The sequence below is a fragment of the Acidobacteriota bacterium genome (assembly GCA_039683095.1).
Lineage (GTDB): Bacteria > Acidobacteriota > Aminicenantia > Aminicenantales > Saccharicenantaceae > RBG-16-66-30.
In genome coordinates this window covers 216,500-241,341 of record JBDKSB010000011.1, presented here as the reverse complement: position 1 = coordinate 241,341, position 24,842 = coordinate 216,500, and the positions used below count along the sequence as shown (strand labels likewise).

Annotated in this window: 24 protein-coding genes; 1 reads left to right on the top strand and 23 read right to left on the bottom strand. The window is 67.3% G+C overall.

Translation table 11 applies throughout. The annotated features are described in order from the left end of the window. Positions 1-149 precede the first annotated feature (149 nt). From ABFD52_07830 to ABFD52_07725, 22 genes are all read right to left on the bottom strand, one after another. Positions 150-896 carry an ATP-binding protein gene (locus ABFD52_07830; protein ID MEN6560668.1) on the bottom strand — a complete coding sequence of 249 codons (747 nt, stop codon included), beginning with the start codon at positions 894-896 and terminating at the stop codon, positions 150-152. Continuing rightward, the gene (locus tag ABFD52_07825; GenBank protein MEN6560667.1) at positions 893-1,735 is read right to left on the bottom strand and encodes an RNA polymerase sigma factor RpoD/SigA; all 843 of its coding nucleotides are present in this window, start codon (positions 1,733-1,735) and stop codon (positions 893-895) included. Before ABFD52_07825 ends, ABFD52_07830 begins: the two co-directional genes overlap by 4 nt. A gap of 3 nt (positions 1,736-1,738) precedes the next feature. Next, positions 1,739-2,182: a helix-turn-helix transcriptional regulator gene (locus ABFD52_07820; protein MEN6560666.1), complete on the bottom strand. Its 444-nt coding sequence runs from the start codon at positions 2,180-2,182 to the stop codon at positions 1,739-1,741. Between the two features lie 6 nt (positions 2,183-2,188). After that, positions 2,189-3,304, bottom strand: a complete 1,116-nt coding sequence (gene dnaJ, locus ABFD52_07815) for a molecular chaperone DnaJ (protein ID MEN6560665.1) — start codon at positions 3,302-3,304, stop codon at positions 2,189-2,191. A 33-nt stretch (positions 3,305-3,337) separates the two neighbouring features. Continuing rightward, positions 3,338-5,278 carry a molecular chaperone DnaK gene (gene dnaK, locus ABFD52_07810; protein ID MEN6560664.1) on the bottom strand — a complete coding sequence of 647 codons (1,941 nt, stop codon included), beginning with the start codon at positions 5,276-5,278 and terminating at the stop codon, positions 3,338-3,340. Positions 5,279-5,399: 121 nt separating this feature from the next. Continuing rightward, positions 5,400-6,104, bottom strand: a complete 705-nt coding sequence (locus ABFD52_07805; GenBank protein MEN6560663.1) for a hypothetical protein — start codon at positions 6,102-6,104, stop codon at positions 5,400-5,402. 11 nt (positions 6,105-6,115) lie between these two features. Continuing rightward, positions 6,116-6,760, bottom strand: coding sequence for a L,D-transpeptidase (locus ABFD52_07800; protein MEN6560662.1), 645 nt, complete (start codon positions 6,758-6,760; stop codon positions 6,116-6,118). A 1-nt stretch (position 6,761) separates the two neighbouring features. Continuing rightward, positions 6,762-7,850, bottom strand: a complete 1,089-nt coding sequence (locus tag ABFD52_07795) for a L,D-transpeptidase (protein ID MEN6560661.1) — start codon at positions 7,848-7,850, stop codon at positions 6,762-6,764. Positions 7,851-7,860: 10 nt separating this feature from the next. Continuing rightward, entirely contained in the window at positions 7,861-8,454 is a 594-nt protein-coding gene (locus tag ABFD52_07790) for a hypothetical protein (GenBank protein MEN6560660.1), read from the bottom strand. A gap of 180 nt (positions 8,455-8,634) precedes the next feature. Next, positions 8,635-9,984 carry an NADP-dependent malic enzyme gene (locus ABFD52_07785; protein MEN6560659.1) on the bottom strand — a complete coding sequence of 450 codons (1,350 nt, stop codon included), beginning with the start codon at positions 9,982-9,984 and terminating at the stop codon, positions 8,635-8,637. Positions 9,985-10,040: 56 nt separating this feature from the next. Further along, positions 10,041-10,922 carry an MBL fold metallo-hydrolase gene (locus ABFD52_07780; GenBank protein MEN6560658.1) on the bottom strand — a complete coding sequence of 294 codons (882 nt, stop codon included), beginning with the start codon at positions 10,920-10,922 and terminating at the stop codon, positions 10,041-10,043. Beyond that, the gene (locus ABFD52_07775) at positions 10,919-11,386 is read right to left on the bottom strand and encodes an NADH-quinone oxidoreductase subunit I (GenBank protein MEN6560657.1); all 468 of its coding nucleotides are present in this window, start codon (positions 11,384-11,386) and stop codon (positions 10,919-10,921) included. The genes ABFD52_07780 and ABFD52_07775 overlap by 4 nt, the downstream gene beginning before the upstream one ends. A gap of 7 nt (positions 11,387-11,393) precedes the next feature. After that, the gene (locus tag ABFD52_07770) at positions 11,394-12,473 is read right to left on the bottom strand and encodes a complex I subunit 1 family protein (protein ID MEN6560656.1); all 1,080 of its coding nucleotides are present in this window, start codon (positions 12,471-12,473) and stop codon (positions 11,394-11,396) included. Then, positions 12,463-13,965, bottom strand: coding sequence for a 2Fe-2S iron-sulfur cluster-binding protein (locus ABFD52_07765; protein ID MEN6560655.1), 1,503 nt, complete (start codon positions 13,963-13,965; stop codon positions 12,463-12,465). The genes ABFD52_07770 and ABFD52_07765 overlap by 11 nt, the downstream gene beginning before the upstream one ends. After that, positions 13,962-15,212 (bottom strand): NADH-quinone oxidoreductase subunit NuoF, encoded by a 1,251-nt coding sequence (gene nuoF, locus ABFD52_07760; GenBank protein MEN6560654.1) that lies wholly within the window; start codon positions 15,210-15,212, stop codon positions 13,962-13,964. The genes ABFD52_07765 and nuoF overlap by 4 nt, the downstream gene beginning before the upstream one ends. Continuing rightward, complete coding sequence (locus tag ABFD52_07755; GenBank protein ID MEN6560653.1) at positions 15,205-15,687, bottom strand: NAD(P)H-dependent oxidoreductase subunit E; 483 nt, start codon at positions 15,685-15,687, stop codon at positions 15,205-15,207. The genes nuoF and ABFD52_07755 overlap by 8 nt, the downstream gene beginning before the upstream one ends. Then, positions 15,684-17,015 carry an NADH-quinone oxidoreductase subunit D gene (locus ABFD52_07750; protein ID MEN6560652.1) on the bottom strand — a complete coding sequence of 444 codons (1,332 nt, stop codon included), beginning with the start codon at positions 17,013-17,015 and terminating at the stop codon, positions 15,684-15,686. The genes ABFD52_07755 and ABFD52_07750 overlap by 4 nt, the downstream gene beginning before the upstream one ends. A gap of 1 nt (position 17,016) precedes the next feature. Further along, positions 17,017-17,502 carry an NADH-quinone oxidoreductase subunit C gene (locus tag ABFD52_07745; GenBank protein MEN6560651.1) on the bottom strand — a complete coding sequence of 162 codons (486 nt, stop codon included), beginning with the start codon at positions 17,500-17,502 and terminating at the stop codon, positions 17,017-17,019. Next, positions 17,484-17,960 (bottom strand): NADH-quinone oxidoreductase subunit NuoB, encoded by a 477-nt coding sequence (gene nuoB, locus ABFD52_07740; GenBank protein MEN6560650.1) that lies wholly within the window; start codon positions 17,958-17,960, stop codon positions 17,484-17,486. The genes ABFD52_07745 and nuoB overlap by 19 nt, the downstream gene beginning before the upstream one ends. Continuing rightward, positions 17,957-18,301: an NADH-quinone oxidoreductase subunit A gene (locus ABFD52_07735; protein MEN6560649.1), complete on the bottom strand. Its 345-nt coding sequence runs from the start codon at positions 18,299-18,301 to the stop codon at positions 17,957-17,959. Before ABFD52_07735 ends, nuoB begins: the two co-directional genes overlap by 4 nt. A 130-nt stretch (positions 18,302-18,431) precedes the next feature. Beyond that, positions 18,432-19,832, bottom strand: coding sequence for a dihydrolipoyl dehydrogenase (gene lpdA, locus ABFD52_07730; protein ID MEN6560648.1), 1,401 nt, complete (start codon positions 19,830-19,832; stop codon positions 18,432-18,434). Between the two features lie 16 nt (positions 19,833-19,848). Then, on the bottom strand, positions 19,849-21,603 hold the full coding sequence (locus ABFD52_07725) for a carbon starvation CstA family protein (GenBank protein ID MEN6560647.1): 1,755 nt from the start codon (positions 21,601-21,603) through the stop codon (positions 19,849-19,851). 194 nt (positions 21,604-21,797) lie between these two features. Between ABFD52_07725 and ABFD52_07720 the strand changes: the two genes are divergently transcribed. Next, entirely contained in the window at positions 21,798-23,828 is a 2,031-nt protein-coding gene (locus tag ABFD52_07720) for a heterodisulfide reductase-related iron-sulfur binding cluster (GenBank protein MEN6560646.1), read from the top strand. Between the two features lie 7 nt (positions 23,829-23,835). On the opposite strand, the gene ABFD52_07715 is transcribed toward ABFD52_07720, so the two are convergent. Next, positions 23,836-24,597: a radical SAM protein gene (locus tag ABFD52_07715; GenBank protein ID MEN6560645.1), complete on the bottom strand. Its 762-nt coding sequence runs from the start codon at positions 24,595-24,597 to the stop codon at positions 23,836-23,838. Between the last annotated feature and the right edge of the window lie 245 nt (positions 24,598-24,842).

The window sequence follows — 24,842 nt, the reverse complement described above, 5'->3', positions numbered from 1 at the left end:
CCGGCTCAATGTGATAAGTTCCTTCCGCTTCAAGTCCGGCCTCCTTCCTCAGGAGGCCATACCTTAGCCGAAAAAAGCGGAAGTTTTCACGTTGGCCAATCCGGAAGTTATCACGTTGGTGCAACAGACAACACGAGCAAGAAGAGCGTTCAGAACCGGTAGCTGGCCTGTTTGGCGATCTTGCGATAGTCCTCGCCCGTGATCTCGACGACCTTGCACATCTCGTAGATGCGCGAGCGGAGACGGACGCCGATGCGGTCGATCAGGCTGTCACCGCCCTTCTTGTAGAAGGAGTCACGCTTGTCCTCCTCCTCGTCGAGGTCAGGGTAGTTGGTCGTGAACAAGGTCATCTTCTTGTGGTTGTAGCGATGGTTGATGATGTAGAAGACCGTCTCTTCGACCCAGGCCGTCGTCCGCTTGGCCCCGAGCTCGTCGAGGACTAGGACCTCGGACTGGAAGACGGGCGTCAGCACGTCGGATTCGGACAGCGTCGAGTCCGGCGTGAAGGTGCTCTGGATCTCGCGGATAAGGTCGCGGAAATCGTAGAAGATGCAGGAAGCGTCCTTCGTCCGGATGAGCTCCTGGATGACGGCCACGGCCAGGTGGGTCTTCCCCACCCCGCAGGGCCCGATGAACAGCAGCCCGACATCCTGGGCCGGGTAGTTCTTGACGAACTGCCGCGAGATCTTGAGGGCGTCCCGGTGCGAGTCGTTGTGGACCTCGAAGCTGTCCAGGGTGCAGGATTGGTAGCGCCGGGGGATGTTGGCCTGGTCGAACAGGGACTGTTTCCAGCGCTCGCCGTAGCAGGCGCAGCGCCTGGCCACCCGGGAGCCTGCGGCGTCCTCGAGGACCCAGCCCGTCCCCCGGCACTTGGGGCAGACCGCCGGCTCGCTCAATTCAGGTACCCCCGAAGGTGCTGGAGCTTCTGCGACCGGCTGAGCTTCCTCATGGCCTTCTGTTCTATCTGGCGGATCCTCTCGCGGGTCAGATTGAGCTGGTCGCCGATCTCCTGCAGGGTCCGCGGCCGGTCGTCGTCCAACCCGAACCGTAATTTTAGCACAAGGGCCTCCTTCTCATCCAGCTCGCTCAGGATGTCCCGGATCTGCTGCTGGATTGAGGCCTTGATGATCTGGTACTCGACCGAGGGCGAGTCCGGGTCGCTGAGCCGGTCCTCGACCTCCAGGTCGTCGTCGTTGACCTTGTCGCTCAGGGACAGGTTGCGCTCCGCGAGGATCTCGAGGTCCTCGACGTCGGTCTCCGACACGCACATGGCCGCGGCGATCTCCTCCCGGACCGGCTCCCGCCCCAGCGCGACCTTGAGCTCGGCCGTCTTCCTTTTCATCTGGGAGATCTGGTCGGCCAGCTTCTGGGGGATCCGGGTGATCCGCGCCGACTGGGTCAGGGCGTGGAGGATGGCCTGGCGGATCCACCAGACGGCGTAGGAGACGAAGCGCACGCCCCGGGAGGGATCGAAGCGCTTGGCCGCCTCGATCAGCCCGACGTTGCCCTCGTCGATGAGGTCGAGCAGGCCCAGCCCCATGCCCCGGTACTTCTTGACGTACGAGACGACGAACTTGAGATTGGACCGGACCAGGGCCTGCAGGGCTTCCGCGTCGCCCTGGCGGATCTTCTCCCCGAGCTTCTTCTCTTCGTCCTCGGTCAGGGCCGGGAACTTCGAGATGTCCTCGAGGTAATGCTTGATGTTCCTCGAGTCGAAGAAGTCCCGCGGGTCCATGCTTCACTCATCCCGGTTCTTGACCTTGACCACCCCGCTGGGCCGGACGCTCATCAGGGCCCGCTTCCGGGCCTCGAACTCCTCCTCCTTGCCCTGGAAGAACTCCCGCTGTATGTAGCCGAGGAATTCGCCGACCTCGGACTCGATGCGCTCGATCTTGTCCCTCATGTTCAGGATGACCTCGACCCCGGCCAGGTTGACCCCGAGGTCGCGGATGAGATTCAGGATGATCTCCAGCCGCTTGAGGTCCTCGGCCGAATACAGGCGGGTGTTGCCCTCGCTCCGGGAGGGCATGAGCAGGCCCTCCCGCTCGTACATCCGGAGAGTTTGCGGGTGGAGCCCGTACATCTCGGCGACGGCCGAGATATGGTAAACCGGGCCGCCGGCCCCCTTGGCCGAGGCCGGCCGCTTAAGCCTCTCTTTCTTCTCTTCCCTGTTCTTCTTCATCTGGGCTCATCCCTGGGACTGCCTCGGGTTCGGCCCCGAGAGCGTTTCCAGCTCCTTCATGATCTCCCGGACCCGCTGGTTCTCGAACGGCGGCGGGACGATGTAGACCTCGGCGAACTCGTCGCCGCGGCCGTGCCGGCCGGCGACCGGTGCGCCCTGTTCCCTGATGCGGAACTTCTGGCCCGACTTCGTCCCGGGCGGGATGCGGATGGTCGTCCGGCCCCAGAGGGTCGGCACCTCGATCTTGGCCCCCAGCGTGGCCTCGGGCACCGTGACCGGCACCCGGACCGAGATATTCGCCCCTTCCCTCTTGAAAATGGCGTGCGGCGCGACCTCGATGACGATGTAGAGGTCGCCCGGCGGCCCGCCGTTCCGGCCGGCGTTGCCGCGCCCCGGGACGCGGACCTTGGAGCCGTTGTCGACGCCCGCGGGGATGCGGACGGTGATGAGGTCCGATATCTGGGCCAGGCCTTGTCCGCCGCAGGCCGGACAGGGCTCGCCCGCGGCTTGGCCCGTGCCGCCGCAGGCCTGGCAGACGCCCGAGAACTTCATGAAGCCCCGCTGCGTGGTGCCCCGCCCGCTGCCGCCGCAGGCCGGACAGGCCCGCGGCCGCGAGCCGGAGGCCCGGCCGGTGCCGCCGCACGCTTTGCAGGCCGCCAGGCGGTTAACCCTGATGCGGGCTTCGACGCCGCGGATGGCGTCCTCGAACCCGACGGACATGGAGTACTGAAGGTCCTCGCCCCGCTCGGCAGCGCCCGCGGACGGCCCCGCCCCCCGAACGCCGCCGCCGCCGAACAGGTTCTCGAAGAAGTCCCGGAAGGTCGACGAGCCGTAATCGGAAAAATCGAAGCCTTCGAAGCCGCCGCCGGCGGGACCGGCGCCCGGCCCGGCGCCCGGCGGGATGCCGCCGAGATCGCCGAACTGGTCGTACTGGGCCCGCTTCTTGGGATCGCTCAGGACCGAGTAGGCTTCCTGGATCTCCTTGAAGCGGGCTTCGGCCGTCTTGTCCCCGGGATTGAGGTCGGGATGGTACTTGCGCGCCAGCCGGCGGTAGGCCTTCTTGATCTCGGGCAAGGCGGCGCCCTTGTCGACGCCCAAGACCTGGTAATAATCCTTCGCCATCTCCGCTCCCTGGACCCGGCCCGGCGATATTATTTACTTCTTTTTCGAATCGTCATCAACCACTTCGGCGTCGATGACCTCCCCCTCCTCGCTGCGGCCGTTGCCGCCTCCGGAGGACTGCTGCTGGGAGCCGGCCTGATAGCCGGCGCCCCCGGCTTCGGCGCCGGGCTGCGGCCCGGCCTGCCGGTACATCATCTCGGTCAGCTTGTGCGAGGCGTTGGCCAGGTCTTCGGAGGCCTTGCGGATCCTGTCGAGGTCGTCCGACTCGATGGCCTTCTTGGTGTTCTCGATCTCCTTCTGGACACGGTCGGCCTCCTCGGCCGGGACCTTGTCCTTGTTCTCCCGCAGCAGCTTCTCCAGGCTGTAGACGAGCTGATCGGCGTGGTTGCGGGCGTCGATCGTCTCCCGCCGCTTCCGGTCCTCGGCGGCGTTGGACTCGGCGTCCTTGACCATGCGGTTGATCTCCTTCTCGTCGAGCCCGCTGTGGCCCGTGATCGTGATGGCCTGCTGCTTGCCCGTGCCAAGGTCCTTCGCCGAAACGTGCAGGATGCCGTTGGCGTCGATGTCGAAGGTCACCTCGATCTTGGGGATGCCCCGGGGAGCCGGCGGGATGCCGTCGAGGTGGAAGCGGCCGAGGGTCCGGTTGTGCGAGGCCATCTCGCGCTCGCCCTGCAGGACGTGGATCTCGACGCTCGGCTGGTTGTCCGAGGCGGTCGAGAAGATCTCGGTCTTCTTGGTCGGGATGGTCGTGTTGCGGGTGATCATCTTGGTGAACACGCCGCCGAGCGTCTCGATGCCAAGGGTCAGCGGGGTGACGTCGAGCAGGAGCACGTCCTTGACGTCGCCCGACAGGACGCCGCCCTGGATGGCCGCGCCGACGGCCACGACCTCGTCCGGGTTGACGCCCTTGTGCGGCTCGCGGCCGAACAGCTCCTGGACGAGCTGCTGGATGCGGGGCATGCGGGTCTGGCCGCCGACGAGGATGACCTCGTGGATGTCCGAGGCCTTGAGGTTGGCGTCGGCCAGGGCCTGCCGAACGGGGGCGACGGACCTCTGGATGAGGTCCTCGCAGAGCTGCTCGAGCTTGGCCCGGGTCATCTTCATCAGCAGGTGCCGCGGCCCGGAGGCGTCGGCGGTGATGAAGGGCAGGTTGATCTCGGTCTCCATGGTGGTCGAGAGCTCGACCTTGGCTTTCTCGGCGGCCTCCTTGAGGCGCTGGATGGCCATCTTATCGCGCGTCAGGTCGATGCCGGAGTCGCGCTTGAATTCCTGGACGATCCAGTCCTGGACCCGCTGGTCCAGGTCGTCGCCGCCGAGGTGGGTGTCGCCGTTTGTCGCCTTGACCTCGACGACGCCTTCCCCGACTTCCAGGATCGAGATGTCGAACGTGCCGCCGCCGAAGTCGTAGACGGCGATCGTCTGGTCCTTCTTCTTGTCCATGCCGTAGGCCAGGGCCGCGGCCGTCGGCTCGTTGATGATCCGCTCGACCTTGAGCCCGGCGATCTGACCGGCGTCCTTGGTGGCCTTGCGCTGGCTGTCATTGAAATAGGCGGGGACGGTGATGACGGCCCGCTCCACCTTCTCCCCGAGGTAATCCTCGGCGGCCTTTTTCAGCTTCTGCAGGATGAAGGCCGAGATCTCGGGCGGGGCGTAGAGCTTGCCGTGGGCCTCGACCCGGACGTCGCCGTTCGGGGCCTCGGTGACCTTGAACGGGACCTGCTTGATCTCCTGGCCGACCTCGCCGAAGCGCCGGCCCATGAAGCGCTTGATCGAGTAGATGGTGTTCTCGGGGTTCGTCACCCGCTGGCGCTTGGCGACCTGCCCGACCAGGATCTCGCCCTTGGCCGAGAACGCGACGACGGACGGCGTCGTCCGCCCGCCTTCCTCGTTCGGGATGACGGTCGTCTTCTCTCCTTCCTGGATCGCGACGACCGAATTCGTCGTACCCAGATCGATTCCGATTATCTTGCTCATTGGAGCCCTCCTGACATATTCAATTTAGCGCTAATACAATATATAATCTTAGTCCTTTAGTGTCAAGTATTAATTAAAAATCTTCCCCGGCTTTGTTTTTCAATCAGTCAGCCCGAAGAGATCAGAGAATGATCCCTTTGATCCCGTCAAAGAAATGCCAGTATATCCCCTGGGGCGCCTTCTCGTCCTCGAAGACCAGTTCCAGCACCGGCCGGGCCTTTTGCCGGTCCCGGCCGAAGACATCGCCCAGGGGGAGAGCGATGTACCAGCGCCAGGCTTCCTTCAGCCGGGCGATCAGCCCGGGGGCCTCCCCCGACCTGGCCGCGAGCGAGACGTGGAGCCCGTTGTCGAAATCCATGCTGAAGCGCGTCGGCATATCCCTGATCTCCAGGGCCTCGAGGTCGTAGTCGGCGGCCACCGGCGCCGCCGCGGCGGCCGCGCCCGGTTTCGGCGCGGGCGCGGGGACCTTGACCAGGGCTTCTTCCTGCCCCGGCTTGATTATGATCCGCTCCGGCGCCTTCAGCGTGGTCTTCCTCGTCAGCTCGACCATGCCCGAGAATTCCGGCCTGCCCCAGAACCTCATGCCGACTATCGGCCAGGATCTCAGGACCATGCCCCGGACCCTCAGCTCCAGCTTATGCCCCCGGACGTCGAAGACGAAATAGAACTTGGCGTCCTTGGCCAGGCCGTATTCGGCCGTCAGGGTTTCCTGCTTCTTCCCCAGGGCCGCCCGGTCGATCTCGGCGCCCGGGACCGGCCCGGCGAGGGCGAATATCCCGATCCCGGCCAGGACCGCGAGACCCGCGACACGTGCTGCATTTCTCATCGCCGCCCTCATCAGTAGATGTAGATCTTCGCCCCGATCGGGACCGTCTTGAACAGGTACTTCAGGTCCTCGTCACCCACCCGGACGCAGCCGTGGGTGACGTTCCGGCCGAGGAGCCGGGTATACAGGGTGCCGTGGATGAAAAACCCCTGGCCGAAGCCCAGGGCATAATCCCCGAGCGTCCCGGCCTCGATCCGGTCCTCCATGGCCTTGGGGATCTTCTCCCCTTCCTCGATGAAGGCCCAGTCCGGCTTGACCCAGTACGGATTGGTTATCTTCGATTTGACGCTGAACTCGCCCCGGGGCGTGTCGAAGACCCAGCTGCGCTTCCGGCCGCCCTGCTCCTCGAGGACGACGCCGCTGCCGCAGGAGACGACGGCCGTCCGCAGCACCTTGTCCCCGTCCCTGAGCTGGAGCCGGTTCTCGGCCGTATCGATGACGATGTAGAGGCCCTTGGGCTGCAGGGCCGACATCCGCTTTTCGAGCTGCTGGACGTTCTTTTCGACCTTGGGAGCGTCCTTGTCCGACAGGACCGGGCCCGGAGCCGGCCAGCCCGAGGCCTCCTTGAGGCCGATGAAATACGAGGCACCGAGGACGGCCAGGAAACCAAGGGCGGCCAGGGCCGTCGCCGCGAGGAGGATTCGCTTGATAAACATATCAGTTGTTCCCGATGGCTTTGATGACGTAATTCTCGAGCTCCAGCGTGCCGACGATCGTGACCGGCGTCCCGACCGCGGCCAGGTCGTAGAGCTCGTCCATCCTGTTGTTGTCCAGGGAGACGCAGCCCCGGGTCAGGCTGTCCTGGCCGCCGCCGTGGATCTCGACGTCCCCCCCGATCCCGACGTATTTGGGGATCGTCCCCCGGGCCCTCTCCCGGGCGAACCAGCGGCGATCCTCGTCGTTCGGATAATCGATGAGCAGGGCCTTGTAATAGAGGCTCGAGGGGATCTTCCGGACGACCTTGTAGCGTCCCTCCGGAGTGGCATTGTCGCCGGCATAGCGCTTGTCGGCCAGGCCGTTGAAGCCCAGCCCGACATCGTAGGTGCGGATGAGCTTGCCGGCCCTGTAGACCAGGAGACGGTGTTCGAGCTTGGTGACGATGAAGACGGTCAGGCCTCGCTCCCGCGAATCGGCGATGGTCTCTTCGGCGGCCGTCTTCCAGCTCCTGACCTGGGCCGGATCGAGGTACCGGGAGATGTGGGCGATGACGGCCTTTTCGGCCTCGGCCGTCAGGCTCGTGGCCTTCTCGAGGCGGGACGACGCCTGGTCGAACCGGCTCCGGTCGATCATCTCCTCGGCCTCGGTCAGGGCCAGGGAGGCCTGGGTCAGCCGGCTCCGGGCCGGGCCCCGCTCGACCAGCGACAAGGTCAGGTCGTCGAGCGTCATCAGCCGGCGGCGGATCGCCTGGACCGATTGGCTCAGGGACGCCGACCGGCTGGAGATGGCCGTCCGGGCCTCGGCCCCGACGGCCTCGCCGGTCCGCAGCACGGCCGCGAATTCCCGGCGGACCTTGCCGTAATCGCGGAACCAGCCCAGCTTGAGGTTCTCCCTTTCCAGGGTTTGGCGGGCGTTAGCCAGGCTCCGCAGGTAGGCCGCATGCTCCGGTCCGGCAAAAAGAGAAGCACCGGTCCCCCGAAGGTCTCTTTCCTGACGGTCAGCGTCAAGGACCTCCGTCGGGACCGGTGCGGTCCGACAACCAAAGAGCAAAACAGCCAGTACGAAGGCGGCTGTTTTACTGAGCTTCAAGTCCTGTGACTTAGCGGCCCTTGACCTTGGCGATGGCGGCGTTGATCTGCTCGGTGATGCCGGCAGCCTTTTCCTTGATGACGTTGGCCTTGTCCTTGGCGCCGAAATAGTCCTCGGCGTTCAGGGCGGTGGTAACGTCGGCCATCGCGGTCTCGAGACCAGCCAGGTCAGCCTTCATGGCCTCGATGTCGGCCTTGGTGCCCTTGCCCTTGGGGGCCTTCTCGAGGAGCGCCTTGGCCTGTTCGACGGCCGTCTTGGCTTCGTTCATCGCGGTCTCGGCAGCAGCCTTGGCCTCAGCGATCCGCCCGGGGATCAGGCCCTTGACCTGCTCGGCGTCGGCGATGACCTTGTTCAGCATTTCCTTGGCCGGGCCATACTTCTTGAAGAATTTCTTCGACTGGGCCGCGACCGCATCAAGAGCGGCCTGCAGGTCGCCCTGGAGCTTGTTCAGCTCATCCTTGGCGTAGATGCCGCCCTTGGCGTCGATGACGCCCTGGATGCCGGCCTTGGCCTGGTCCATCAACTGGGTGGGAGCCTTGGCGCAGCTCGTGAACACAAACACGAGGGCGAGCGCCAGCGCTAAGCCTTTCACGATGCTCTTCATGATTGTACCTCCTTTGGTAGCTTTTGTATGAATTACGTGAGATAGGCGCCGTGTGATTGAGATGTCCTGATTGCGGAAACTTATATCACTTTAAGGGGGCTTTGTCAAATCCGGACGAACAAAAGCGGGGGAAGGGGCGCCATGCCCCCTCCCCCCGCCCGGCTTGGTGGGCGCGCCGGATCATTTGTCCGGATCGATGATGACGCCTTCCTTCATCTTCTTCTGGACGTCCTCCCTGGAGGCGCGGATGATCTCCTCGGCCATCCTGAAGCGGACGTCGGCCGGGAAAGTGAACCGGGCCACGCCCTCCTCGATGGCCTTGGACCCGACGGCCACGGCCTCGCGGGGGAAGACCTCCCATTCGTCCATGTTGGGGATGATGTAGTCCTCGTGGATGCCCTTGTCCTCGGCCACCTTGGCCAGCTCCCGGGCGGCGGCGATGCACATGCCGTCCGTGATCGTCTTGGCCCGGACGTCCAGGGCGCCCCGGAAGATGCCGGGGAAGCCGAGGGAGTTGTTGACCTGGTTGGGGAAATCGGACCGGCCCGTCGCGACGATGCGGGCCCCGGCCTCCTTGGCCTCCCAGGGCCAGATCTCGGGGATGGGGTTGGCCTCGGCGAAGACGATGGCGTCCTTGGCCATGGTCTTGATCCACTCCGGCTTGACCGTCCCGGGGCCGGGGGTCGAGCAGCAGATGAGCACGTCGGCGCCCTTGATGGCGTCGGCCATGGAGCCCTGCTTGCACTTCGGATTGGTCCTCAGGCAGAGGTCCCATTTCTCCTTGAACTTCGCCTGGAGGACGTCCTTGTCGGCCCGGTCGCGGGACAGGATGCCCTTGGAATCGACCGAGAGCATGTTGGCGGGGTTGGACCCGGCCAGCATGATCTGGCGGGCGATGTTGATGCCGGAGGCCCCCGAGCCGATGACCGTGCACTTGACCTCGGCGATGTCCTTCTTGACGATCTTGAGGGCGTTGATCAGGCCGGCCACAGTGACGCAGGCCGTTCCCTGCTGGTCGTCGTGCCAGACCGGGATCTCGCACTTCCCGCGCAGCTCGTCGAGGATGCGGAAGCACTTGGGCTGGGCGATGTCCTCGAGGTTGTAGCCGCCGAAGGACGGCTGCAGGGCCCGGCAGATCTCGATGAGCTTGTCCGGGTCCTTTTCGTCGAGGCAGATCGGGAAGGCATCGACGCCGCCCAGGTACTTATAGAGGATGCCCTTGCCTTCCATGACCGGCAGGCCGGCCTCGGGACCGATGTCGCCCAGGCCGAGCACGCGCGTGCCGTCGCTGATGACGGCCACGGAATTCCACTTGTTCGTGTACTCGTAGGCCTTCTGCTTGTCGGCCTGGATCTCCTTGCAGACGGCCGCGACGCCGGGCGTGTACCAGATCGCGAAGTCGTTGAAATCGCGGACGCGGCACTTGACGGCGGTGCCCATCTTGCCCTTGTAGAACCTGTGGAGCCTCGGGGCGTCCAGGGACGGCTGCTGGGCCTTGGCGAGCAGCTCTTCGACGGTCACTTTCTTCATTGACAACCTCCTCGGAATTTGCAGAAGGCTCATCTTAAAGACGGGCTTCCGAAAAGTCAATCTCTTTCGGGCCCGGCCGCGTCGCCCTCCGCGGGCGCGGCCTCGAGCCGGCGGCCGGCGCGGCGCAGGCGGCCGAACGGCATCGCCAGGTCGTGGCTGAAGCCCAGGGCCCAGCCGCCGGCCTCGGCCCGCTCCAGGAGCGCCTTCTTCGTCTCGTACGTGTCGACCGGGTAGAGGTCGTAGCTCATGATGCAGTCGAGCCCGACGTGGGCCGCCGTGGGCACGGCGTCGGCGGCGAAGAAAAAGGTCCGGCCGGCCGACGAGACCTTGATCCCCTGGTGGAAGGCCGTGTGGCCGGCGACGATGACGGCCTCGATGCCTGACGCCACGGGCCCGTCGCCGTCGAGGAGCGTCAGGCGGCCCGAGTCGGCCAGGGACTTGAGCCGGGCCGGCATGTAGCTCGGCTTGTCCCGCCCGACGGGATGCAGGGCCTGCTCCCATTCGCCGCGCTGGACGGCGTAGCGCGCCCCGGGAAACGCGGGCGCCCAAGTCCCGCCGGCCGTCTTCATCGTGTTCCCGCCGCAGTGATCGAAGTGGAGGTGGCTGTTGACGACCAGGTCGATGTCCTCCGGCCCGAGGCCCAGGCCGGCCAGCCCCGCCAGGAGGCCGGGGCGGCGATCGACGCCGTAGAAGTCCGCATACCGACGGCCGAGGTCGGGCCCGACGCCGGTGTCGAGCAGGATCGTCGCGCCCGGGGCGCGGACGAGATAGCAGTTCAGGGCCAGCGTGATCCGGTTCTCGCGGTCGGGCGGCGCCAGGGCGGCCCAGAGGGTCCGGGGCACGACCCCGAACATGGCCCCGCCGTCCACCCGGAAGGTGCCGTCAAGCAGGCGGACGACCTCGATCTCCCCGACCGCTATCCTGTCGGCGGCGTTCATGGCTTGTCCAACCGGACTCTCAGGCCGGCGCGGTCCGTGGCCGCCAGCCGGATCTCGCCGGTGTCCATGCGGATGGCGTCGACCGGACAGGCTTCGACGCAAAAGCCGCAGAAGCAGCAGCGGTCGAGGTCGACGACGAACCTGGCCGGGAGCTTCTGGATCTCGGGGTCCGGGTCCTCGGCCGCCTCGACGGACAGGCATTCCGAAGGGCAGACCGTGACGCAGAGCATGCAGGCGACGCAGCTCGGCCGGCCGTCCGGCCGCGGCCGGAGGCGGTGCAGGCTGCGGTGCCGCGCGGCCAGGGGCTTGACCTCCTCGGGGTACTGGAAAGTCACCGCTCCCCTTCTGCGGTTCCGGATGCCGAGCAGCCGCAGGGTGTGGAAGGTCATGTTGACGAAGAAGTGGCGGGCCGTGATGGCCGACCCCCTGACGATCTCCTTGGCGACGGTCCAGGCGCTGCTCATGGTCCTCCTATCGCCCCGCCAGGAAGAGCCCGGTCGCGAGGATGTTGACGGCCCCGGCCGGCACGAGGACCTTCCAGCCGAGGTCCATGACCTGGTCGTAGCGGAAGCGCGGGTAGGTCCACCGGGTCAGGATCTGGAGCCAGCAGAAGAACAGGACCTTGAGATTGAAGGATAGGACGCGCAGGACCGTCACGGCCCACGGCGCCGCGGCGATCCGGCCGCCCCAGGGAAAGACGAAGCCTCCATCGCCGAGCCAGGGCACCTGCCAGCCGCCGAAAAAGAGGGTCGCGGCCATGGCGGCGAAGACGATGACCTCGAGGAAATCGGTGAACATGAACAGCCCGAACTTGAGCCCGGAATATTCCGTGTAGAAGCCGATGATCTCGGACTCGCCCTCCGGCAGATCGAAGGGCACCCGCTTGGTCTCGGCCAGCCCCGCCAGGAAGAAGACGGCGAAGCCCAGGGGCTGGAGGAATATCCCCCACTTGGGCAGGAACCCGAACAGCAGCCCGCCCTGGCACTCGACGATCTTCGCCAGGCTGAGGGACGGGAAGACCATGATCAGGCCGACGAGCGACAGGCCGAGGGCGACCTCGTACGAGACGAGCTGGGCGGCGCCGCGGAGGCTGCCGATCAGGGCGAACCGGCTCGACGAGGCCCAGCCGCCGGTCAGGATGCCGTAGACGGCCAGGCCGAGCATGGCCAGGACGAAGACGACGGCGGCGTTGAGATCGACCACCTGCAGGGGGATCCGCCGGCCGAACAGCCGGACCGTGTCGCCGAAGGGCACGGCGATCATGGTCACGGAGACGCAGAAGAACGAGACCACGGGCGCCAGCCAATGCAGGGGCTTCTGGGCGAAGGACGGGACGAAGTCTTCCTTGAAAAACATCTTGATGGCGTCGGCGAACGGCTGAAAAAGGCCGAAGAGCCGCAGCCCGAGGACGGAGGCGCGATTGGCCCCGATCCGGTCCTGCATCACCGCGCTCTGCTTCCGCTCGACCCAGGTCAGGAACAGGGCCAGCAGGAGCGTCCAGGCCAGGGTCAGGACGACCTTGGCCAGGATGATGAGGACGTCAGCGGCCATCGGCGTCTCCGCGGCCGGAGCCCAGCAGGCCGGCTAGCTGGGTCAGGATGTCGCCGTCAGAAGCCACGCCGGGAGCCGGCTCCAGGGCTTGGGCGAAAACCTGGCGCAGGCCCTCGATGTTGATGTAAGTCCCTGATTTTTCGGCCGGAACGGTCGCCGGAAAGGCGATGTCCACGAGACCGTCGAGCGGCCCGGCGTGGGCCGAGAAAAGGAATTTCGCCGGAACGGAAGCCAGGGCCCGGACGAGATCGGGCCCGGCATAGTGCTCGGCCAGGCGGGAGCCGAAGACGATCAGCACCTTCGCCGAGGCCACATCGTCGAGGGCCGGCAGCCGGGGCGCGAAGCCGGCCTCGACGGCGCCGCGGAGGTTGGGCGTCCGCTCGGCCGTCAGCAGCAGATCGTCGGCCTGGCCCGGCTTCCGGTCGGCGAAAAAGACGTTCCGGAGACCCATGGCGCCGGCGAAGAGCGCCCGGGCCAGGGCCAGCTCCTCGCAGGTCATGCGGCCGTTCAGGACCACGGCGATCCCGCCCGCCCGCTCCCCGGCCGGGAGGCCGCGGACGGCCGCGGCGACGTCGGCCAGGGCCGTCGGCAGGGACAGGCCGGGAGCCGGGGCGCCCTTTTTCAGCGGGACGGCGCGGCGCGCCTCGTCGATGTCGCGCCGCCCCTCGCGGCCGAGATCGCAGATCCAAAAGCCGTTGACCGCCTGGTTCTCGCGGGAGGCGACGCGATAGACCCGCCTCTCCCCGTTATCCAGGGGGTAGCCGGCGACGGACTCGACGCTGACGGCGCAGCCGCGGCCGCAATGGGGGCAGACCGAGGGCTTGCGGGACAGGAACCAGGCCCGGGTCCGGAACCTGAAGTCCTCGGCGGTGATTGCCCCGACGGGACAGATATCGACGAGATTGCCCGAATAGTCGTTGTCGACCGGGAAGCCTTCGAAGACGCCGATCTCCGACCGGACCGCCCGCTCGAACACGCCCAGCTCTCCCGTTCCGGTCACATTCCGCAGGAAGCGGACGCAGCGAGTGCAGAGGACGCAGCGCTCCCGGTCGAGGATGAGGCCGCGGCCGATCCGCGCCTTCTTGTCCCGGCGCTCGCGCGGCTCGGACATCCGGCCGGCGCGCCGTCCGTGGAGATCGTAATAATCCTGAAGGCGGCACTCGCCCGCCTTGTCGCAGATGGGACAGTCGAGCGGATGCTCGGCCAGCAGGAACTCGAGGACGTCCCGGCGCGCCTCGCGGACGCGCTCCGTCGAGGTCCGGACGGCCATCCCTTCGCGGACGACCGTGGAGCAGGCCAGCTCGAGCTTCGGCAGGCCTTCGATCTCGACCAGGCACATCCGGCAGCTGCCTTCGACGTCAAGGCCGGGGTGATAGCAGAAGTGCGGAATGGCGATCCCCGCCTGCTCGGCGGCCCGGAGGACGTTGGTCCCCTCGGCCGCTTCGATCTTGAGGCCGTCGATGGTCAGGCCGACGCGGCCGGCTCCGCTCACCGGGACACCGCCTGATCGAGCTCGCCGCGGAACTTCGTCACCAGGGCGCGGATGGGCAGGGCCGCCGCGTCGCCGAGCGGGCAGAGCGTCCGGCCCCTGATCCCGTCGGCCAGATCGAGGACAAGATCGAGATCGGCCGGGCTCCCTCCGTCGCGCCGGAGCCGCTCGACGATCTTGAGGATCCAGGACGTCCCGAGGCGGCAGGGCGCGCACTTGCCGCAGGATTCGTGGGCGTAGAAGCGGGCCGTCGTCAGAAGGACGTCGAGCATGGGCGCGCCCCGAGGGACGACGATGATGCCGGCCGAGCCGAGCATTGAGCCGGCCCCGGCCAGGGATCCGACGTCCATGGCCACGTCGATCTCCCCGGCGGCGAGCAGCGGCGCCGAGAGCCCGCCCGGGATGACGGCCTTGATCGCCGTTCCCTCGGGCGGCCCCCCGGCGTGGAGCTCGATGATCTCCCGGAGAGGCGTGCCCACCGGGAGTTCGTAAACGCCGGGCTTCCGGACGGCGCCGCTGACGCAATAGAGCCGGGTCCCGCCGTCGTTGGGCCGCCCCCGGCCGAGGAACCAGTCCGCGCCCCGGGCCATGATCCCGGGCACGGAGGCGATGGTCTCGACGTTGTTGATGACCGTGGGCGAGCGGAACAGGCCGACGGCCGCCGGGAACGGCGGCTTGACCCGGGGCTGGCTGCGGCGGCCCTCGAGCGATTCGAGGAGCGCCGTCTCCTCGCCGCAGATGTAGGCCCCGGCGCCGCGGTGGACCACGATCTCCAGCCCGAATCCCGTGCCGAAGAGTCCCGGCCCGGCCAGGCCCGCCGCCCGGGCCTCGACGATCGCCTCCTCCAGGCGCCGGGCCATCGGACCGTATTCGCCGCGGACATAGATGAAGGCGCTCCGGATGCCGACGGCGAAGGCCGTGATGAGCATGCCCTCGAGCAGCCGGTGCGGGGCGCGGAGAAGGACGAGCCGGTCCTTGAAGGTCCCCGGCTCGGCCTCGTCGGCGTTGACGCAGAGGTATCTCGGACCGCTCCCGCCCTGCGGCACGAAGCCCCATTTCGTCCCGGCCGGGAAGCCCGCCCCTCCCCGGCCGCGCAGCGAGGCCTTGCGGACCTCGGCGACGACGTCGGCCGGAGCCATCGAGGTGATGACCCGCCGGGCCGTCGCGTACCCGCCGCCGCGGAGGTAGGACTCGAGCCGCCAGGCGCCCTCGTCGGCGGGCAGGAGCGGAACGCTCGTCGTCTCAGCCATTCCCTTTGAGCTCCTTGATCAGGGCCGCGGCCGCCTCGCGGGTCATCGGCCCGCGATCGACGCCGTCGACCTGGAGGCAGGGCGCGTGGTCGCAGTTCCCGAGGCACTCGACCGCGGCCAGGCTGATGGCCCCATCGGGCGTCGTCTCGCCCGGCTTGATCCCCAGGATGCCGGAGATGAAGCCCAGCAGATCCTCGGCGCCGGCCAGGTAGCAGCTGATGTTCCGGCAGATCTCCAGGGTGTGGCGTCCGCCGGGCGCCCGCCGGAGCATGCTGTAGAACGAAAGGACCTCGCGGACCCTGGCCGGCCTGACCCCGAGCTTGGCGGCCGCCCAGATCTCCGCGGCCGGCGGGATGAAGCCGGCCTCCTCCTGGATGATCCGGAGGACCGGGAGCAGGGCGGCGGTCCTCTCCGGGTAGAGGGCGATGGCCTCCTCGATCCTGCGGAGGGCGTCCGGCGAGGGGGAGTAGGTCATCGGTCGAGCTCCCCGCCGATCATGTTCAGCGAGCCGAAGGTCGGGACGACGTCGGCGACGAGCCGCCCCTTGATGAGCTCGTCGAGCGCCGAGACGATATGGAAGCAAGGCGCCCGGAGATGGAGCCGGTAGGGACGGTCGGTGCCGTCCGAGACGATGTAGAAGCCGACCTCGCCGTTGCCGCCCTCGACGGAGAAATAGACGTCGCCCTTGGGCGGCCGTATGCCCTTGCCGTTCATGAAAAAGAGGAAATGGGCGATGAGCCCTTCCATGGTCGTGTAGGCGTCCTCTTTCGGGGGGACGCCCGCGCGGCCGTCCCCGGCGGTCAGGCCGGCCAGGCGCTCCTTCTCGGAGCCCTCCAGGTTCGGGGACAGGCGGATGGGCCCGGCCGCGCGCGCCCGCCGGGACCTCCGGATGGCCTCCCCGGGCTCGATCGCCGGCCCGGCCGGCAGGGGCGCCGCATCGGGGATGAGGGCGGCGACCTGCTCGAGGATCCTCAGGCTCTGCTCCATCTCGCGCATGCGCACGCTGTAGCGGTCGTAGCTGTCGCCGCATTCGCCGACCGGCACCTCGAAGTCGAGGCGGTCGTAGACGAGATAGGGATGGGCCTTGCGGACGTCGTAGGCGATGCCCGTCGATCTCAGGCAGGGGCCTGTCCAGCCGTAGGACAGGGCGTCATCCTTCGAGATGGCCCCGACGCCGCGGGTCCGGCCGATGAAGATGCTGTTCTTGTCGAGCAGGCCGGCGACGTCCTTGAGGACCCGGCGGGTTTCGCCGACGGCCGTCGCCAGCGAGGTCCGCCAGCCGGGGCGGAGGTCGGCCCGGACGCCGCCGATGCGGATGTAGGAGGTCGTCATCCGCGCCCCGGCCGTCTGCTCGATAACGTCCCAGAGGAACTCGCGGGCCTTCATCATATAGAGGAAGACGGTGAAGGCGCCGTTCTCCATGGCCATGGCCGCGAGCGAGGTCAGGTGGTCGGAGACGCGCGAGAGCTCGCTCATGAGGACCCGGATGAGCTGGGCCCGCTCGGGGACCGCCAGGCCGAGCATCTTCTCCATGGTCATGGCATAGCCGAGGTTGTTGATGAGCGGCGAGACGTAGTTCAGCCGGTCGGTGTAGATGAGCAGGTTGAACCAGGTCCTGTTCTCGCAGGTCTTTTCGAAGCCGCGGTGGAGATAGCCGATCTCGCACTCGGCGTTGACGATCCTCTCGGCGTCGAGCTCGAGCATGATCCTCATGGTGCCGTGCATGGCCGGGTGGGACGGGCCCATGTTGACCAGCATGCTCTCGGGCCGGGCCTGCCGCTCGAGCCGTGTCCGGGGATCCACGTCAGCCCTCGCCCTTCATCGGGATGCGGGGCTGCTCCAGCCGCCAGGGATAGGACTTCCTCAGCGGGTGCCCCTCGAAGCCCTCGTAGGTCAGGAGCCGCCGGAGATAGGGGTGGCCCTCGAACCGGACTCCGAACATGTCGAAGACCTCGCGCTCGAGCCATTCGGCGTTCTTCCACAGGCCGACCAGGCTCCCGACGGCCGGGTCGGCGGCCGGGACCGAGGCCTTGAGCCGCAGGCGGACGTTGCGGGAGAGCGAATAGAGGTGGTAGACGAGCTCGAACCGGCCCTCCCCCGCCGCGTAATCGACGCAGGTCAGGTCGAGGAGGACCGCGTAGTCGAACGGAGGCTCGCGCAGGGCGGCCAGGGCCGGGCGGACGTCCGCGGCGCGGAGGACGAGGACCGGGTCCCCGAAGGAATCGGCGACGCCCTCGACGGCCGGGCCGAGCCTGGCCCGGATCTCCCCGATCAGGGTTTCCGGGCCCATCGCCAATCCTGTTTCTGCCGTTGGATCCTGTCCTGGAGCTTGAGGAGCCCGTCGAGGACCGTCTCCGGCCGCGGCGGGCAGCCCGGGATGTAGACGTCCACGGGGATGATCTTGTCGATGCCCTGGACGACCGCGTAGTTCCTGTAGATGCCGCCGCTCACGGTGCAGGCCCCGAAGGCGATGACCCACTTGGGCTCGAGCATCTGGTCGTAAACGGTCCGGAGCACCGGGGCGAGCTTGTGGGTGATCGTGCCGACGACCAGGAGCAGGTCGGCCTGGCGCGGCGAGAAGCGGGTCAGCCCGGCGCCGAAGCGGTCGATGTCGAAGTGGGCGCAGGCCGTGGACATGTACTCCATGCCGCAGCAGGCGGTGACGAACGGGTAGTGGAAGAGCGAGAACTTGCGGCCCCAGCCGATGGCCGTGTCGAGGCGCGTGGCCACGAAGTCGAAGCCGCTCATGACCAGCGGAAGACCCCCTTTTTCCAGGCATAGACGAACCCCGCCGCCAGGACCAGGACGAAGGCGGCGAGCGCGGCGAAGCCTCCGGGGCCGCGGCCGCGGATGGACAGGGCCAGCGGGAAAAGGAAGACGACGACCACGTCCAGGGCCAGGAACAGGAGGGCGACGAGGAAGAACGGGATGTTGACCGGCCCGATGCCGGCCTGGAGCGGAGGACTGCCGCACTCGAACGGCCTCTCCCGGGCCGGATCGGGCTTGCGGGGCCCCAGGATCCTGTTGACCAAGACCATGAAGACCGACATGAGCCCGAAGACGGCGAAGGCGATGACCAGCTCTCTCATGTTTTCCCCGGGAAGGCGCCCCGATTCTATAGAAAGCCTCCCCACTCGTCAACGCCGGAACGGACCGTCCCTCATGTATATGGTTCTTCCGCCGCCTGCGGGCAACCTTCCCGGAATCTGGAGAAGAACCTCAAGTATTGAGGATGTGGAGCGCTTCGTTGTTGGCCTTCAGGGCCGCCTCGCCGATCGCCTCGGACAGCGTCGGATGGATATAGATGATGCCGTCGAGCTCCTTGAGGGTCAGGCCCCTGGACACGGCCATGGTCAGGACCGGGATCATGTCCGAGGCGCCGGGCGCGACGACGTGGGCCCCGATGACCCGGTCGTTTTCACCGGCCAGGACCTTGACCAGGCCGTCGGTCGCCTCCATGGTCAGGGCCCGGCCGCTGGCCTGTAGCGGGAACACGCCCGCCTTGACCTTGATCCCCCTGGCCGCCGCCTCTTCCTGCGTCAGCCCGACCGAGGCGAACTCCGGCTCGGTGAAAACGGCCGCCGGGAGCGCCGCGTAGTCGACGGTCCGGCCCAGGCCGGCTGCGTTCTCCACGGCCACGATCGCGTCATGGTAGGCCTTGTGGGCCAGGAGCTTGCCGCCGATGACGTCGCCGATGGCGAAGACGCCCGGCAGGCTCGTCCGCAGCCCCGCGTCGACCTTGATGAAGCCGCGGTCCATGGCCAGGCAGGGCTCGCCATCGAAGAGGTCGGCGGTGTTGGGCTTGCGGCCGGCCGAGAGGAGGACCTTTTCGGCCCGGTATTCGAACGGCGCGTTGGTCTTGAGCGAGACGCCCTTGAGCGCGACGCCGTCCGCCCCGGCCGCGGCCCCGTCGATCCTCATCTCCGTGAAGATCCTCAGGCCCTGCTTCTTGAGGGCCCGCTCGAGGCGGATGACCGCCTCCTTGTCCGACCCCGGCAGGATCTGCGGCAGGATCTCGAGCACCGTGACGTCCGTTCCCAGCCGCCGGTAGATCGAGCCCATCTCCAGGCCGATCGCCCCCGCGCCGACGATGAGCAGGCTCTTCGGGACCTCGGCCAGCGCCAGGGCCTCCGTGCTGGTGATCACGGTCCGGCCGTCGGCCTGGAGGAAGGGCAGGCCGGCCGCCCGGCTGCCCGCGGCCACGATGACCGCGCCCGCCTCGAAGACCCTCTCCCCCGCCTCGGTCCGGGCGACGACCGTCCGGTCGGCCCGCAGCCGGGCCGGCGCCTTGACGATCTCGACCCGGCCCTTTTCGAGGAGGAAGACGAGACCCTTGACCAGCTGGTCGACGACGGCCTGCCGGCCCTGCTGGACCCTGGGCCAGTTCAGCCGGACCTCGCCGGCCGGCCCATCGAGCGTCTTCATCCCGGCCAGCTCCTTGAGGACCCGGGTCTGGTGCAGGAGGTATTTCGTCGGGATGCAGCCGTAGTTGATGCAGGTGCCGCCGACGCGGTCCTGGTCGATCAGGGTGACCGATTTCCTGAGCTGCGCGGCCCGCATGGCGGCCAGGTAGCCGCCCGGCCCGGCGCCGATGATGACAATGTCCCTGTGCTCGGCCATGGTGCCTCCTTCCCGATCAGGCCGCGGCCGGCTCGCCGCCGGACGCGCTCCGCTTTTTAAGGAATGTTTTCAGGAACAGGACGACGACGCCGGCCGACAAGGCGAAGAGCAGCAGGTCGGCGGCGATCAGGATGCAGTTGCCCTGCTTGAGATACCCGGCCAGCAGGATGCCGAGCGCTACCAGCGTGGTCACGACCATGAAGGCGGCCGGGACGAGCGTGAACCAGTTCCGGCGCTTGCGCAGCAGGAGCCAGGCCGAGACCGTCAGCAGGGCCATGGCCGCCAGAAGCTGGTTGGCCGTGCCGAAGATGGGCCAGAGGGAGTTGAAGGCGTTCGAATAGGCCAGCACCCACATGAGCGCGACGGCCAGGCCGGAGTTGAACCAGAAGTGCTTGAGCAGCCGCGGCACCTTCCTGATGATGATGGCCCACAGCTCCTCGAACAGGTAGCGGTTGAGCCGCACGGCCGCGTCGAGCGTGGTGATGACGAAGCCCTCGACGAGCAGGATGCCGAAGACCGTGCCCAGCGCGACCGGGATGCCCAGGCCCTGGTGGAAGAGCCGCCCGGCGGCCAGCGAGAAGCCCAGGATGGGATTGGACTTCACCGCCGGGTCGGTCGGCCAGACGATGGCCTTGTAGTCGGAGAAGGCCATGACCGCGCCCAGGGTCAGGAGGACGCAGACCGAGAGAAGCGACTCGAGCAGCATGCCGTCATAGCCGACGACCCGGGCGTCGGTCTCCTTGGACAGCTGCTTGGTGGTCGTCCCGCCGGCGACCAGGCAGTGGAAGCCCGAGATGGCGCCACAGGCTATGGTGATGAACATCATCGGCCAGACGAAGCCAAGGTTCAGCGAGCCTTCGGCGAGATTGAACGTCGGCATGGACACCTTCAGCCCCTGGAAGCCGCAGCTGAAGAGCGACACGATCATCAGGCCGATGCCGCCGTAGAGGATCTGGACGTTGATGAAGTCGCGGGGCTGGAGGATGAGCCAGACCGGCACGCCGGCCGCGATGAGAACGTAGCCCGAGATGATCAGCATCCAGGTCGTCGGGGCCAGGGTGACGGGATAGGCGATGCCCAGGAGGACCGAGCCGACGCAGATGACCGAGGCCAGGAGATAGGCCGGGACGGTCTTGAGGTTCTTCTTGAAGAGCAGGAAGCCGAGGAGCGGCGAGCAGAGGGTGATGACGATGACCGACATCGAGGCGATGCCGCCGATGCGGCCCATGACGACGCCGTCCCGGACGACCGTCTTGAGGAAGGTCTGGCCCTCCTTGACGCCGATCTTGGCCAGCGGCCAGACCGAGGTCAGGGAGATCGAGGTGGCGCTCAGGAAGGACGAGGTCACCAGGACGATCATGACGATGGTGAAGGCGATGAACAGCTTGAAGCCCGAGTTGCCGAGGGTCTTGCGGGCCACCTCGGCCATGGACTTGCCGCCCTCGCGCATGCTGATGAAGAGGCTCGTGTAGTCGTGGACGGCGCCGATGAACACGCCGCCGAAGACGACCCAGAGCCAGGCCGGGCCGAAGCCGTAGAGGATGGCCATGGTCGGGCCGAGGATCGGGCCGGCGCCGGCGATGGCCGAGAAATGGTGGGCGAAAACGACGAAGCGCTTGGTCGGGACATAGTCGTGGCCGTCGTTGAAGGTCACGGCCGGGGTCGGGTGGCCGGGGTCCTCTCCCAGGCGGCGGGCCACGAACCGGGAATAGAACCGCCCGGCCAGGGCGAAGATGGCCGCGGCGACGAGCAGCACGACGAGAACGTTCATGAAGGTCTCCTCGGCGGGGCCCGGCCCCGCGCAGAATAGACTTTTATAACACCTCGGAAATATCGAGTCAAAGGCGACCGGTCAGGCTTCCCCCGGCGCCGCCGCCGGCCCCGGCCTTCGCCGAAGCGCCGGATTTGACGGCGTCCCCGAAAATCTGTAAAAAGGGGCCGCGGCGAGAGAGAAGGAGACCGCGCATGTTATCGACGCCGGAAAAGTACGTATTCGCCCTGCTGATCGTCGCGACGGCGGCGGCCTTCTTCGTCCCTATCGTCCGCCGGGTCCGGATCGTCCTGGCCGGCGCGCCGGAGGACCGGTTCCGGGACCTCTGGAAGCGGTTCCGGCGCGCCGTCGGCAGGGTCCTGTTCCAGCGCTGCACCCTGCGCAGCGAGCGGGTCTTCACCGGCCTGATGCACGCCGGCATCTTCTACGGCGCCCTGACCTTCGACACCATGACGGTCAGCCACACGCTCGAAGGCTTCTTCGACGGCTTCTATCTCTTCGGCCGGACGGCGTTCGGGCTCTTCTTCTCGTCGCTCATCGACGTCGCCGCGTGCACGGTCATGGCCGGAGTCGTCTTCCTGGCCTTCCGGCGCTTCGTCCTCCGGCCCAAGGCCTACGCCACGACCCGCGGCGATTCCGCGATCATCTATCTCCTGATCACCGCGGCCACGGCGACCTTCCTCTATTTCGAGGCCTTTTCGGTCGCCGCCCGTCCCGAGACGGCGCGGTGGTCGTTCCTCGGGCCCTGGCTGGCCGGGATGATCGGCCGCTCGGGCCTGAGCCAGGCCTCGATCGCCTCGCACTTCAAGGCGGCCTGGTGGGCCCACGTCGTCGCCGTCTACTCCTTCATCGCCTATGTCCCCCGCTCCAAGTACCTGCACATGTTCGCCGGCCCGTTCAACGTCTTCTTCCGCCGGTCGACGCCGAGCGGCGAGCTGGCGGCCCTCGATCTCGAGAAGTCCGAGGTCTTTGGCGTCGAAAAGCTCCCGGATTTCACCTGGAAGGACGACCTCGACGCCTTCGCCTGCATGGAGTGCGGCCGCTGCCAGGACGCCTGCCCGGCCTTCGCCAGCGGCAAGCCCCTGTCGCCCAAGATGATCCTCTTCAACATGGAGAAGGCCCTGCTCGCCGGCGACAAGGCCCTCGTCGCCAGGAAGCGCGACGATCTCCCCGGCCTCGTCCCGGCCGTGTTCACCGAGGGCGAGATCTGGACCTGCACGACCTGCGGCGCCTGCATGAAGGTCTGCCCGGTCGAGATCGAGCACATCCGCAAGATCGTCGGCGCCCGCCGCAGCCAGGTCCTCATGCAGAGCAAGTTCCCCCAGGAGCTCAATGCCTTCTTCCGCAACATGGAGACGAACTCCAATCCCTGGGGCATCGGCTTCGCCAAGCGCGCTGAATGGGGCGAGCCGCTCGGGGTCCGGCCCATCAAGGACGTCCCGGACGCCGAATATCTTTTCTGGGTCGGCTGCCTGGGCTCCTACGACGACGGCGGGAAAGCCATCGCCTCCTCGTTCGTCAAGGTCCTCCGGGCGGCCGGGGTCAAGTTCGGCACGCTCGGGGCCGAAGAGAAGTGCTGCGGCGACTCGGCCCGCCGGCTCGGAAACGAGTATCTTTTCCAGAGCCTGGCCGCGGAGAACATCGCCCTGTTCAAGCGCTACGGCGTGAAGAAGATCGTCACCATCTGCCCGCACGGCTATAACACGCTCAAGCACGAATATCCCAGGCTGCTCGACATCGTCCCGGACCTCGCGGACGAGGACAAGGCCGGGCTCCGGTTGATCGAGGTCGTCTCCCACGCCGAGCTCATCGCCCGGCTGATCGACGAGGGACGGCTCGCGCTCGCCCCGACCGCGGCCGGACCCTACACCTTCCACGATCCCTGCTATCTCGGCCGCCATAACGGCCTGGTCGAAGAGCCGCGGCGGGTCCTGCGCGCGGCCCTCGGCGCCGGGCCGCGCGAGCTGAAGCGGCACGGCGACGACAGCTTCTGCTGCGGCGCCGGCGGCGGGCTGATGTGGACCGAGGAATCGCTGGGAACGCGGATCAACCGCCTGCGCACGGACGAGATCGCCGCCTCCGGCGCGCCGCTGGCGGCCGCGGCCTGCCCCTTCTGCCTGACCATGCTCCGCGACGGGCTGAAAGACGGGGGCCGGGAGGATATCGCCGTCAAGGACATCGCGGAGATCGTGGCGGAAAGGCTGGCCGCCCCGCACAAGGCCTGAGCCGCGTCTAGAACACCTTCCTGACCCCGATGCCCCGGGCCTGGAGGGCCTTGGACAGGCGCTCCGCCTGGGTCCGGAAGAAGGCATCCGTCAACGCCTCGAGGAGCCCGAGACGGGCATACGCGGCTTTCACGGCGGGGACATAGTTCATCCGGTCGATGAGGACATGGCTGACCGCCCCGTCGAGGAGCGCCGCCAGCCGCTCGGGGTTGCCGGGCAGGAGCGGCCCGGCGAAGGCGAAGGTGGGGATCCCGGCGGCCTTGAACTCCTTCAGCACCTCGATCCTCTCCCCGACCGGCGACGACATCCGTTCGAAGGCCCGGATGATCGTCTCGTCGTCGCTGGCGACGCTGAATCCGACCTCGACGTCGGGGATGCGCCTGATGACGTCGAGGTCCCGCCGGACGCGGGCGGACTTGGTCTGGATCACGACCGGGAATTCCCGGCCGGCGAGGACCTCGAGCGAGCGCCGGGTCAGGGCATATCGCTCTTCCAGCGGCTGATAGGGATCGCAGACCGAGGCGAACCAGATCGTGCCCCGCCTGGCCTTGACGATCTGCCGGGCCAGCAACGACGGCGCGTTGATCTTGGCGTCCACGAAGTCGCCCCAGGGCTCGCTGTGCCCGCTGTAGCGCCGCATGAACAGGGCCGCGTAGCAGTAGGCGCAGCCGACCTGGCAGCCGGTGTACGGATTGACGCAGTAATCGTAGATCTTCGAGGCGTTGAGGATGGACTTGGCCTCGATCTCGCGGACGACCGGCCCGGTCATGAGGCCATTATAAGGCTCTTCTCCCGATTCCGGGAGAGTCCCTCTCTTCGGCTTTGCCCAGGACCGGCGCGGAGCGGACTCCGGGGAGCGGAGGTCAGAATCACGGCCGAGCACTCGAGGCCGGGATTCTGAGAAATATCTCAGGAAAGCGCTTTCTTCCGATATTTCCCAGAAGCATGGCTCCGAGTCGCTCCGCCATGCTTCTGATGGTCGCTTCGATGACTCCGCTCCCTGCCGGCCCCTCC